Source organism: Neptuniibacter sp. QD34_54 (assembly GCF_047778055.1).
Classification (GTDB): Bacteria; Pseudomonadota; Gammaproteobacteria; order Pseudomonadales; family Balneatricaceae; genus Neptuniibacter.
In genome coordinates, this window is record NZ_CP180546.1 from 1,797,288 (window position 1) to 1,809,486 (window position 12,199).

11 protein-coding genes are annotated in these 12,199 nt (G+C 40.7%); all 11 read left to right on the plus strand.

Annotated elements, in window-relative coordinates; genetic code table 11:
- The first annotated feature begins 141 nt into the window (after positions 1–141).
- Entirely contained in the window at positions 142–1,110 is a 969-nt protein-coding gene (rluC, locus tag ACMXYP_RS08180; RefSeq protein WP_415884520.1) for a 23S rRNA pseudouridine(955/2504/2580) synthase RluC, read from the plus strand.
- Between the two features lie 10 nt (positions 1,111–1,120).
- A complete protein-coding gene (locus ACMXYP_RS08185; protein WP_415884521.1) occupies positions 1,121–2,221 on the plus strand; it encodes a DNA-binding protein in 1,101 nt (366 codons plus the stop codon).
- A 111-nt stretch (positions 2,222–2,332) separates the two neighbouring features.
- The gene (gene cysB, locus ACMXYP_RS08190) at positions 2,333–3,307 is read left to right on the plus strand and encodes an HTH-type transcriptional regulator CysB (protein ID WP_415884522.1); all 975 of its coding nucleotides are present in this window, start codon (positions 2,333–2,335) and stop codon (positions 3,305–3,307) included.
- 145 nt (positions 3,308–3,452) lie between these two features.
- Positions 3,453–5,480 carry an ATP-binding protein gene (locus ACMXYP_RS08195; protein ID WP_415884523.1) on the plus strand — a complete coding sequence of 676 codons (2,028 nt, stop codon included), beginning with the start codon at positions 3,453–3,455 and terminating at the stop codon, positions 5,478–5,480.
- Positions 5,473–7,695 (plus strand): EAL domain-containing protein, encoded by a 2,223-nt coding sequence (locus ACMXYP_RS08200; protein ID WP_415884524.1) that lies wholly within the window; start codon positions 5,473–5,475, stop codon positions 7,693–7,695. Before ACMXYP_RS08195 ends, ACMXYP_RS08200 begins: the two co-directional genes overlap by 8 nt.
- A gap of 11 nt (positions 7,696–7,706) precedes the next feature.
- Positions 7,707–8,297 (plus strand): hypothetical protein, encoded by a 591-nt coding sequence (locus ACMXYP_RS08205; RefSeq protein WP_415884525.1) that lies wholly within the window; start codon positions 7,707–7,709, stop codon positions 8,295–8,297.
- Between the two features lie 430 nt (positions 8,298–8,727).
- On the plus strand, positions 8,728–9,192 hold the full coding sequence (locus ACMXYP_RS08210) for a hypothetical protein (RefSeq protein ID WP_415884526.1): 465 nt from the start codon (positions 8,728–8,730) through the stop codon (positions 9,190–9,192).
- Between the two features lie 23 nt (positions 9,193–9,215).
- Positions 9,216–10,622, plus strand: a complete 1,407-nt coding sequence (locus ACMXYP_RS08215) for a hypothetical protein (RefSeq protein WP_415884527.1) — start codon at positions 9,216–9,218, stop codon at positions 10,620–10,622.
- A 34-nt stretch (positions 10,623–10,656) separates the two neighbouring features.
- Positions 10,657–11,289 (plus strand): hypothetical protein, encoded by a 633-nt coding sequence (locus ACMXYP_RS08220; protein ID WP_415884528.1) that lies wholly within the window; start codon positions 10,657–10,659, stop codon positions 11,287–11,289.
- Positions 11,290–11,353: 64 nt separating this feature from the next.
- Positions 11,354–11,716, plus strand: a complete 363-nt coding sequence (locus ACMXYP_RS08225; protein WP_415884529.1) for a roadblock/LC7 domain-containing protein — start codon at positions 11,354–11,356, stop codon at positions 11,714–11,716.
- A 14-nt stretch (positions 11,717–11,730) separates the two neighbouring features.
- Positions 11,731–12,192, plus strand: coding sequence for a PAS domain-containing protein (locus tag ACMXYP_RS08230; RefSeq protein WP_415884530.1), 462 nt, complete (start codon positions 11,731–11,733; stop codon positions 12,190–12,192).
- Positions 12,193–12,199: the final 7 nt, after the last annotated feature.

Sequence of the window (12,199 nt, forward strand, 5' to 3'; positions counted from 1 at the left end):
ATCTACAGCGTATTTAACTGTGATATTTGGTCTGTATTACGGCACCTGTGAAAAAAGATAAAGCCAACAGACTGCAGCAGCGCTAGAATATAGCAGCTATCAACTAGTGCATCAATTCGGTAATCGGTTTTCATATCAAATATGTCACAGCAAAACAGTCAAGAAGCAAGCAAGGTTCGTTTCGTAGAAATAACTGAAAATAATGATGGGCAGAGGATCGATAATTTTTTAATCACTGCTCTTAAAGGCGCACCTAAAAGCCTTGTGTACCGAATCCTTCGAAAAGGCGAGGTTAGAGTAAATAAAAAACGCGTAAAGCCGGAGTATCGTCTAAAGCTAAATGACTTAGTTCGAATCCCGCCTGTACGTTTAGCCGATAAAAAAGAGCCAGCTAAAGTTAGTGATCAGCTCAGTGAAAAATTAGAATCGTCTATCCTTTACGAAGATAACGACATCATTGTGGTAAATAAGCCTTCTGGTATCGCTGTTCATGGAGGCAGTGGTATTAGTTTGGGGTTGATCGAGTCATTTCGTCAGATGCGTCCTCAATGCAAGTTTCTAGAATTAGTCCATCGCTTAGATCGCGATACATCAGGTTGTATCATGATGGCTAAAAAGCGTAGTGCGCTTAAATTAATGCATGAATCTTTGCAGAAAAGCACTATCACTAAAATTTATCACGCGTTAGTCATTGGTAGTTGGAATGAGCGAAAGCGTAAAATCGATGCACCTCTACGTAAAAACGAGCTTAAATCAGGCGAACGTGTTGTCAAAGTTGCAGCAGACGGTAAGGCTTCGTTAACTGAATACAAAGTCCTTGAGCGTTTTGGTCGCCAAGCTACCTTGGTTGAGGCTAGACCGATAACCGGTCGTACACACCAAATTAGAGTTCACTGTCAATTTGCTGGCCATCCTATTGTCGGGGATGAAAAGTACACGCCAGATGAAGATAATGCTGCAATGCGAGAGCATGGATTTAAACGCCTGTTTCTTCATGCGGCAGAATTACGTTTCCCATTACCTTCTGGTGGGCGAAAGATAGTCAAAGCACCATTAGATATGCAGTTACAAAAAGCCGTAAAACGTTTTAAAAGTATTAATAGTAAGTAGGTTTCTCTGTATGAGTGATATGGAATTAAAAGATAAAACTTATGCAACTGCTGATCGATTATTAATGGCGGGTGTTCAGCCAACATTATCAGTTGTTGCAGAGTCTCTTGGTCACCAACCAGCAGAGATTGAAGGGTATTTTGATAGTTGGTGGGAGTTGGTGCCAGAAAGGTTATCTGTTTCCGCATCGTCTATCGTTGTTCCGGACGTACCGGAAGTTTTGGGGCAAGCGTTTGCACGTGTATGGCAGCAGGCTGTTCAAGAGGCGAGTAGCAAGTTTGTCGAAGAGAAACACCGTCAAGAGGTTGGAATTGATGTTGTTCGCCGTGAGGCAGATGAATCTCTACAAGCATCTCGTGGTCAATTATTAGAATTAGAAGACAAACTTCGTAATCAAATCAGCCGAAATGAAGAGATTCATTCTCAGATTAAAGGGCTAGAAGCTGAGATTGAGGTTTTGAAATCTAACTTAATGGCGGAAACATCTCAGCGTAAGCAAGAAGAGCAGGCCAAATCTAACGTTGAACAAGAGCTTACTCATCTACGAAAAACTCACGATGACAGTAAGCGAACATTTGATCAGCGTATTAAAGATGAGCAAAGACATACGCTTGATGCGGTAAGTAAAGCCGATGCTGACGTTCGCTATTACCGTGGCGCATTAGAAAAGTTGCGTGATGAAGTGGGTAAAAAGGAATCGGCTTTGACTAAGTCTATTCATGATTTACAAGCTGAACTAGCGCGTAAAGATGTAAAACATGACACGCAGAAAACACAAATAAAAAGCCTCGAAGACGAACTCAAAAAGATCAAGCAAGATAGTAGTGGCCAGAATAGAGATCTATCTAAAATCAATACTCAGCTTCTATCTGAAACCAATAAAAACAAGAGGTTAGAAAGCAAAATTAAAGAGCTTGATGAGGAGTTGAGAAAGGCTAGGCAGAAACAAGTGGCTATTGCTAATGAGCAATCACGCCGTGAATCTAGTGTCAGAAATCAATTCAAAGATAAAGAAGAAGAGCTGGTAAGAGCGCTAGCTAAGATATCTAGTTTAGAGAAAAAAATAATAACTCAAGATGAAGAAATTAGGCGTTTAAATAGCCGCTTATAATTCCTTTATAACTTAGATGCATTAGGATAGATTTTATTCTAAACTGTTATATTAGAGTCGTTTTTTATTACTAAACGATTACATATCTACTGAGTTTATCTGGAGTGTTTGATGAAATTGCAGCAGCTGCGTTATATCTGGGAAGTTGCAAGACATGACCTTAATGTCTCTGCCACAGCTCAAAGCCTATATACATCACAGCCTGGCATTAGTAAGCAAATCAGATTGCTCGAAGATGAGCTAGGGGTTGAGGTGTTTGCCCGTAGTGGTAAGCATCTTACCCGTGTCACACCAGCAGGTCAGGCTATTCTGTCTGTTGCAGGAGAAATTCTGCAGAAAGTTGAAAGTATCAAGCAGGTTGCTCAAGAGTTTAGTGATGAGCGTAAAGGCAGTTTGGATGTTGCAACTACCCATACTCAAGCCCGATATGCGCTTCCGCCTACTATCACTGGATTTATGAAGGAGTATCCTGAAGTCTCCCTTCATATGCATCAAGGTACACCGATGCAGATTTCTGAGATGGCGGCTGATGGTTCAGTTGATTTCGCGATAGCGACTGAAGCCATGGCGCATTTTAGTGATTTAATTATGATGCCTTGCTACCGCTGGAACCGTTCTGTAGTTGTTCCTAAAGGTCATCCCTTAACTCAAGTTTCTAAGTTAACGCTGGCTGATTTAGCCGAACAGCCGATTGTGACATACGTATTCGGATTTACAGGTCGGTCAAAATTAGATGACGCCTTCATCAAAGAAGGGTTGGAACCAAAAGTTGTTTTCACTGCTGTAGATTCTGATGTGATCAAAACTTATGTTCGTCTTGGCTTGGGTGTAGGCATTATTGCCTCAATGGCTTTTGATGAGCGTCAAGATAGTGATTTGGTTCGTTTAGATGCAAGTCACTTGTTTGAACCGAGTACGACTAAGATTGGTTTCAGAAAAGGTACTTTTTTGCGTGGGTACATGTTTGACTTTATTCAGCGTTTTGCGCCCCATCTAACTCCAGATGTAGTTAGGCAAGTACAGGAATGTGGTAATAAAAGTGAGATCGATGAGCTTTTATCTCATTATGATCTGCCTGATTTATAACTTTGAGCGTTTGTTCATCATTATTTAAAGCCTGCTAAGCAGGCTTTTTTCGTTTTAGGATCTAATTAATCTAAAAATTCGTATTAGTCTCTGCAGTCTCGAAATACGCATCCTATACTGAGAATACTTTCAGTGGGGGGAGGCTATGAAACGCAGTTCTATTCTTACCCGTATTAACCTCAGCTTATTAGCTGTGTCAGTTGTTTTTGCTGTCTTTGTTGTTGTACAGATTGTTGTTGGTCTCAAGGTGAGTGAGTCCAGTGAAGAGGTCACAACAAGGGATATGCCTGTCGCACTCTATACTCAAGCTATGCAAGATGAATTAGGAGATATGAATTCTAATCTGCTTGAGTATGTGTTGGGTGAGTCTGAAGAGAAGCAAGAATATTTTGCGAATAAAGAAGAGTTTGACCAATATCGAAAGGAAATACCCTCCATTAGTGATGCCTATAAGAAAATGATCACTGTCGATCGTTTAATTGCCACGGCTAATGAGAACGCTGAAAAAAGGGTCTTTAGTCGATTTGATCCCATTCTTGAGGAGCAAGCTACTCGAAGTATTAACCGGCTTATCCGGGAGGTCGGTGGTCCGCTCGAAAATCTTCTCGACGATATGAAAGAAGAGGAGATTGCAGACGTTGGCTCTTCTAACGATTTAGATCAGATTATTAATGATGATTTGCCTTCTGTGCGATATTACCTAGAGCTTGTTGATGAGGCAGGGGATATGCTTGCCGACTTAGATAGGTTTGTATTAGGAGATCAAAATGCCCGTAAGAGTTTCTTTGGTAACGCTCTTCAATTCGAATCCTTCCTTGCTAGCCTAAAGCCTTTAGAGAAAAAACCTCATGAATTAGTCCGCATAGCTGAAGTAGAGCGGTTGTTTAATGAGCTTAAAAGTGGTGGGGCCGAAGTTTTCGAAATCTATGCAGCTAGAAACAGAATTGACGCATTAGCGGCTATTGAAGATATAGAGCATAACGCATTTGGCGAGTTGGAAGAGCTTCTGGAAGGAATGTCTTCCCATGCTAGGCGCCGAGTTGAAAATAGTATGAATGATCTGGTTGACCTATCAAATAAGGTTAACTATCTCCTGATATTTACACTCGTTGGCGGTGTCGCACTTTTAGTCGCGATTGTAACCTACACGAAGCGGTCTATTTTTGCGCCTATGACAGCGATATCTGAATCCATTAATAAACTAAGAGGTGGTGAGAGAGATTTTGAGATCGCTGAAAGTAATCGTAATGATGAAATTGGCGACATCATCAATAGTTTGAGGCAGTTTCAGGCTGAGTTAACGGAGCTAGATGAGCTTCGATTAGCTGATGAGAAGATGCAAGCCAGTCTTAAGGGAGAGCGAGATAAACTTTCTAGTGCGCTTGAAAACCTTGAGCAGGCTCAGGATAAGCTCATTGCTAGTGAAAAACTTGCTTCATTGGGTTCCTTGGTCGCGGGTGTCTCTCATGAAATTAATACACCAATAGGTGTTTCGGTAACCATGTCTAGTCATCTAAAAGAAAATATTGATGAGCTTATGCGCTCTATAAAAGCGGGTGAGCTTAAGCAGTCATTCTTGGATCAATTCGAGCGAGAGGCAGCTGAATCATTTGCAGTTATGGAAAGCTCTTTAGATAAGGCAAGTCACCTTATTCAAAACTTTAAACAAGTAGCAACAGATCAGTCGAGTTCTAGTCGACGGAAATTTGCTTTGAAAGAGGTTATCGATGAAGTAATGATGACTGTTCGCCACCAATTAAAAGGTACAAACTACAAGTATAGAGTTGAAGGTGATGTCGAATTAATGATGGATAGTTACCCTGGCCCACTTGGGCAAGTTGTAACTAATCTATTTAATAATTCTATTATGCATGGCTTTGATGGGCGCGATGACGGTGAAATCAATATAAGATTTACGTGTCTTGATAACAGCGTGAGAATTTACTTTAACGATAATGGAACTGGAATTGAAGAGTCAAAAATCAACCGCATTTTTGACCCGTTTTATACCACGAAACTAGGGCAAGGGGGCTCTGGTTTAGGATTAAATATTGTACATAACATTGTCACTGGTGTTCTAGGCGGATCTATATCAGTGTCGAGCAAAGTGGGTACTCAATTTGAAGTAGTGTTACCTCTGGTAGCTCCGAAACAGGATAATGATGATGAGTGATGTGCTTTTAAATATCATAGATGATTCGAATGAACCTGAAGTGGAGGACACCCGAGAGCCTTGGAAAATTGCAATTATTGATGACGAAGAGTCAGTTCACCAGGTAACAACTCTTGCTTTGTCCAGAACTGATATCTTGGGGCACCCATTAAAATTTTTGCATGCTTATAGCGGTGAGGAGGGCTATAAGCTTATAGAAAAGCATGATGATATTGCAGTTGTGTTACTTGATGTGGTTATGGAAACCCCCAATGCCGGATTGCTACTGGCTGAGCAGATTCGTGAGGATCTAAATCGGCATAATGTACAAATCATTCTAAGAACTGGCCAACCTGGCTATGCACCTGAAAATGAAATTATCGAGCGTTATGAAATTAACGCTTATAAAACTAAAAACGAGCTGACTAAATCTCGGTTATTTACAGCTTTAGCAACGGCCATTCGTTCCTACCAGCACCTTTGTGCACTTGAAAACAGTAAGCTGGGTTTGAGATCGATTATTGATGCGTCTTCAGATCTTATTAAAGAACGGTCTGTGAACGACTTCGCTAGAGGAGTGTTATTGCAGATTAGCGCGCTCTTTAACATCGATGCTGATGGTATTTTCTGTGTATCTCAGCGGCCGCATAATGGCCCTTTGGCGTTAAGAAAAGGGTTAGAAGACGAATATTTTGTAGTGGCTGCATCTAACAAATATGATCATTTTTTTGGGCGTAAGCTTGAGCAACTAGATACAGATGGCTTGAGCTACCTAGTCAAAGATGTGCTTGATAGCAAACAGCATAGTATTGGTGAGCGCTATACAGGTCTTTATTTGTCGACTCCTTCTATGTGGGAAGGTGTGATCATGCTTGAAGGGGCTAGAGGATTACAGAATGTAGATGAAGAGTTACTTCAAGTTTTCTGTATGAATGTGGGGTTAGGTTTAGAGAATGCTAAATTTTTCTCTCATCTTAATAAAGCAGCTTACTTTGATTCAGTCACTCATTTGTATAGCCGTTTGGGCTTGATAGAGAATGCACTCACATTTGTAAGATCTAAAGGTAGTCGGTGTACGATCTATCTAGCTGATCTCGACTATTTTCATAACATTATCGAATCCCTTGGTTATGACTATGGTAACAAGGTGCTTGCCGAAATGGGGGGGAACCTTAAAAGGATCTATGGTGAGAATGCGTTATTAGCGCGTTTGCATACAGATGTGTTTGCCATCTTGATGGTTGATACTGATCTGGATGCGAGTGATGTTGCTAGAGAGTGTGCAAAACCATTATTTGTAGAAGGAAATTCAATTCGTTTAGGAATAACTGTAGGTAGTTCTAGTGAGCTTGCAGACGATTTTTCGCAAGAAACTGCTGAGCAGATGTTGCGACATGCAGAAGTAGCACTCAAAGTAGCTAAAGAAAATCGTCGTGGTGCTGGACAGGAATTTGATCGCGAGTATGAAGAGGTTTCTAGAAATCATCTAAATCTATTAAATGATATTCGTAATGCTCTCGTTAATCGTGAATTTTTCTTAGTTTTACAGCCCAAAGTAGATGCGACAACAGAGAGGGTTAACGGTTATGAAGCACTGATTAGATGGCAGCATCCAATTAAAGGTGTAGTCCCTCCAAATGCGTTTATTCCTGTGATCGAACAATCGGGATTGTTCTTTGATATTGATCTATATGTGTTTGAGGAGGCTTGCGCGATACTCAGACAGAACCCTCAGATTAATGTGCCTATTTCGATCAATGTATCTGCTAATTCACTACACCATAATGAGTTTATATGTGAAATAGCGAGGCTTACTGACGAGTTGAAGCCCGATCTATCCTTGCTGCAATTAGAAATTACAGAAAATGCACTAATCAGAAGTGATGCTGCAATTAAACATCTCAATTCACTTAAAACCATAGGCTTTTCCATATGTTTAGATGATTTTGGGGCTGGCTTTTCATCCCTCAGTTATTTATTAAGACTTCCGTTAGATGTCATCAAAATCGATCGAAGCTTTGTTCAATGCGTTGCTGATCAAAAAGATGCTCGAGTAGTCCTACAAGGTATGGTCGAAATTGGACGTAAACTTCGTAAGGAGCTTGTCGTTGAAGGTGTTGAAACTAAAGAGCAGGTTGAACTGATCAGGGCGATGCGTGTCTCAACTTTCCAGGGGTTCTACTTTTACAAGCCGCTTAGCATTGATGAGGCTGTAGCTGCACTTGCTAAGCAATGAAAGGATAGTGTATGCAGTTGGATCTACAGTTAGGTCAGGCAATTAAAGGAAATGTCGAGATATCCGAACGAAATTTAATGCTGGTTTTTCAAGTTAATTGCCCTAGTTGCTTATCTAGAGCATTACCTATGCTAATGAGGCTGAAAGAGGCTAATAAGGGTGTCAACTTTTTTGCACTTTCTACCGCTTTTGAAGATTTTAATTTAAATAACGCCAAATCGACCAAGGCTTTGATGGAGCAAGGGGAGCTAACACTTCACTCTAAACGTTATTTCGCTCAGTTAGGGCAGCAGAAATTACCCTATGAAGTGGATGTGCCAGTTGTTATGGATTGGTTTATGCCTACCATTGCTTCATCTGAATTAGCAGAATCAATTTTTAACGTGTTTGATAAAGAGCGGTTGTCACAGACGGTTATGAACAGCATTAAGGCTCACTTAGCTCAGCGTTTGTTGCCTATGAGTCAAATGGGGAGAACGTTTCTGAATAATGGTTTTCAAGGTACGCCCACGTGGGTCTATTTTGATAAGGATCTAAGGATTATTCAGAGCTGGTTTGGTCATAAGGAGATTGAGTGGGTGCAGGCGTTGCTTGATAAATAGATTTGAATGTTTCAGCAACATAAGAAGCTCAGCACATGCTGAGCTTTTTGATCTTGGGATGAGGAATGTGTTATTGATTAAATGATGCAGTCTGATCGAGCATGCAACTCACTCTGCTCTCTGATAGCTAAATCACTAAGACTTTATATAAAACTTTTATTCTTGGGTGAAAAATGAGCTATTCTTACTAGGTTGATATTAAAGAAAAAAATTAATCTGCCGTGAACTTAGATAAGGTTGTACTTTTGGCAAAGAAAACTGTTAATTAGTGCATTAATTTATGGATAAATTTGTATTCTTGCGTCGGTCGAGATATAAAACAAACACCTGTTTGGAATATTACCAATAACTAAAGAACCATCCTGAATAAGTTATTTATTTTGTAACGACTTCTTTATGGATGTATCAATAATAAAAGCAGGAGCATTTTGTGAGTTCTTTAATTTGGGATGCATTAGCTGACTGGGAATTGAATGCCGACTTTGATAGTCCTAATACCGGGCGCATTCAAGCAGCTTTCGATGCACAACATCCTAGGTACCTTATTTACCGTGGACATCAAGGCCGTAGAATTTTGTACCATTTCACGCGAATGGTAGCTGCAGAGCCGGATGAACTGCGACTGCATACAAAGCGTATCTACCTTTCTATTGCATGCTACGATAGTGATGCTCTAGAGGGAGCTTTTGCAGATTTCTTATTGGTTCTAGGCAAAAAAGGACCTAAATTACGCCAACGTCTATTTGAACAGGCTAGAAAGGTTATGAAGCCAAAAGTTCGTGATGTCATACAGCGAGCTATCGAAGAAGACGATCTATCAGCACTGTCAGAACTTTCAACTGATCATTCCGTTCTTATAAATGGAAGATTTCAGCCAGCCAGTCTGCATGGATGAGATAGGGTAGGTAGTAGAAGTCAATGAGCTTGAAGAAAAGCAGTCAACTTAAAAACGTGCGTAAAATAGCATTGATCGGGTTTTCGGGCCCTAATCAGGCAATGCTCGAATATTGCTTCTCTTCAGAAGTCGACTGTGAACTCGTAACTGCTAGTGCAGCTCAGATCCTTGTAGTGAATGGGGATCAAGGTGAGGGTGATGAGCAATTAAGCAGAAACATCATTGAAAAGTATCCGGCTGAATTTCGTTTAGTTATCAGTATTAGAGATGTTAGTTGGGATGGCTTTGCTCTACTTAAAAAACCGCATACTGCTCAAGACCTCCTGAGTGTCGTCAGAAGCTTCTCTGTAACTTTCTCTGACTCTGAAAATCAAGATACTCAACCTGTAAAAAAAGAAATTAATTCCGATGATCTCGATTTCTATCGAAGCCGTGATTATGCACGTAAAAGGCAGGGTGAGGCTCTTAAGCAAAAGCTTATAAAAGGTAATCTTGTTGTTAGTGCATCTGATCGTTTGGTGCAGCAGATCGAAGCAGATATTCGGGAGCAAGAAGAGCAACTTAAACGTGAGCTTGAGGCAGAAAAGGCTAAGCATGAAGCTCTCTTAGCTAAGAAAAAAGCTAAAAAGTTAATGCTTCTGAAAAAGAAAAAGCTCGAAGAAGAGAAACGATTACAAGAAGCTAAAAAGAAAAAGCTTGCCGCTGAAAAAGCTAAGAAGCTGAAGCAGAAGCTACTCGATAATAAGAAAAAGAAAGAATTGTTAGCCAAAAGAGAGCAAGAGGCAGAGAAAGCGCTTCAGGATAAGTCTGTTAAAGCTTCGCAAGAGTTAACAAAAGAGCAAATCCTACAATGTTGTGGTAATGCAGCTGATGCTGACCTGACTCGACCTGATGAGCGTCGTAGTATCTTTTTTAATCCCGAAGGGTCGCTGTTAGTAAAAATGACAGAAGCGGTTGACCTAGCACTTAAACTCGATCAACCTGTTGAGATTACTGGATTGCCGGGTCAGATGCTTGTATTCCCTGACCAGCGTTTGTTTTACATGACGTTTAGTGATGAATTTTTAAATCAACTCGCTTTAACCCGCTTTGGGTATGGTGAGTTGGAGATTGAGCCAAAGGGTGACTTCCAGCTAGAAGATAAAACAAAACATCTTGCTGAGAGAATAGAATCACTTATTTGGAAAGTTGCTCTTTGGACTTCTAGAGGGCGGCTATTAAATGGAATGGACCCAGAGAAGTTAATGCAATTAACAGTGCAGCCTGATTTTGAATCATTTCAGGCCATACCTGATTGTTATGAAATTAGTGAGGTATGGAGTGGTCAACCAATGACCGCGCTGGATATTGTAAGAATATTGGATGTGCCTCAACGTGTTGTTTTTGCGTTTATGTGTGGTGCATATTCACTTGGATGGTTTCAGGAATGAAGTGGTGGGTTAGGAAAGGTATCGGAGTTATTTTGTGACAAATGCTACTATCCAAAATCAATTTATTCAGATCTGTCCTGCAGGAGCTTTCTACGCTACTGTAGGCTCCGAACCGGATGATGCTAGAGCGCTATTGCTTCAGCTTCTTAGCTCTGATGTCTCTTTACCATTTAGTCATGAATTGGTAATGGAGTTGACAGACCTTGATGAAGGTGAAGCAAAAGAGTTGTTTGATAAGCTGATTGATAAAAATTTTGTTCAGCTAAGTAAAAATCCATCGAGAATGATCAATGATTCAATTGAGAAGATATTGCCGGAATTGTTGTCTGGTTTATCTAGCTCAGGGAAAGTCGCGTTGGCCGACGATCATGGATTTTGCCTCGGTTCTACCGGTTATGATGCTGACCATGCAGAAGCGTTGTGCGCGTTAGCGGCGGATTTGAGCTCGTTGCACGAGCGTCATAGTTTATTACTGAACCGTGACCTTTCCTTTATGGGGGAGTCATGGGGAATGTTGGACCCTGTTGGTTTGAGCCAAGTAGGGTTTTGGGTGATCCACCTTGGTCATCAGCGTTTTGTTCTGGTAATTGATCAGATGCCACGTTTGAACCAAGGAAATTATGTAGATTTATTAAGCGTTCTAGCAAGGCGTTACCTTGATTATTGATATCAATCAATGATCGATTCTCAGATATCTGTATTTTAATGCCTTACATTAAAGGAGTAAGTATATGCGCTCAGAAATGTTGACCTCGATTTTGAGTGACTTGAATGGAACTTCAGCCGAGATTGAAGCTTCCGCTGTCATTTCAACAGATGGTCTTATGATCGCAGCTCTTCTTCCAGCTGGTCTGGATGAAGATAGAGTAGGTGCAATGAGTGCTGCCATGCTTTCGCTAGGTGAGCGTACTGCAAGTGAACTTGCTCGTGGAGAATTAGAACAGGTTCTTGTAAAAGGTGATTTAGGTTATATCTTAATGACCCATGCGAATGATGAATCTGTACTTACCGTAGTAGCAAAACCAAATGCACGCTTGGGTTTAATTTTTCTTGATGTTAAACGTGCAGCAGAAGCAATTGGGAAAATTTTATAAATTTAGGGAAGTTGATGCCAGTATCGCATGCAGAAAGCGTTCAAGAAGTTGTCATCAAATATTTTGGCGGTGAAACACGCACCGCTCAAATACTGGACATAGAGGAGCCTTACCCAGAAGGTAAGCTCATTGTCTCTCGTACGGATACGAAAGGATTTATAACTCATGCTAATCAGGCATTTGTTGAAATGTCTGGATATACTCAGGAAGAGTTGATTGGACAAAATCATAATATTTTGAGGCATCCTGACATGCCTGCTGCTGCGTTTGCAGACTTATGGGATACGCTAAAGGCAGGTAAAAAATGGCATGGATACGTAAAGAATTTACGTAAAGACGGTAGTTATTATTGGGTCAAAGCTACCGTTATTCCAAATGTCCGTAATGGTTCTGTCGTCGGTTATACTTCTGTAAGGCGAAAGCCTTCCCTTCGAAAAATAGCAGAAAGCGAAGCCTTGTATTTAACGATGAAGTAGGGTGATT

Excerpts from the sequence above, each read along its gene's own strand:
- rluC (WP_415884520.1), top strand. The coding sequence starts at position 142 with ATGTCACAGCAAAACAGTCAAGAAGCAAGCAAGGTTCGTTTCGTAGAA.
- ACMXYP_RS08185 (WP_415884521.1), top strand. The coding sequence starts at position 1,121 with ATGAGTGATATGGAATTAAAAGATAAAACTTATGCAACTGCTGATCGA.
- cysB (WP_415884522.1), top strand. The coding sequence starts at position 2,333 with ATGAAATTGCAGCAGCTGCGTTATATCTGGGAAGTTGCAAGACATGAC.
- ACMXYP_RS08195 (WP_415884523.1), top strand. The coding sequence starts at position 3,453 with ATGAAACGCAGTTCTATTCTTACCCGTATTAACCTCAGCTTATTAGCT.
- ACMXYP_RS08200 (WP_415884524.1), top strand. The coding sequence starts at position 5,473 with ATGAGTGATGTGCTTTTAAATATCATAGATGATTCGAATGAACCTGAA.
- ACMXYP_RS08205 (WP_415884525.1), top strand. The coding sequence starts at position 7,707 with ATGCAGTTGGATCTACAGTTAGGTCAGGCAATTAAAGGAAATGTCGAG.
- ACMXYP_RS08215 (WP_415884527.1), top strand. The coding sequence starts at position 9,216 with ATGAGCTTGAAGAAAAGCAGTCAACTTAAAAACGTGCGTAAAATAGCA.
- ACMXYP_RS08225 (WP_415884529.1), top strand. The coding sequence starts at position 11,354 with ATGCGCTCAGAAATGTTGACCTCGATTTTGAGTGACTTGAATGGAACT.
- ACMXYP_RS08230 (WP_415884530.1), top strand. The coding sequence starts at position 11,731 with ATGCCAGTATCGCATGCAGAAAGCGTTCAAGAAGTTGTCATCAAATAT.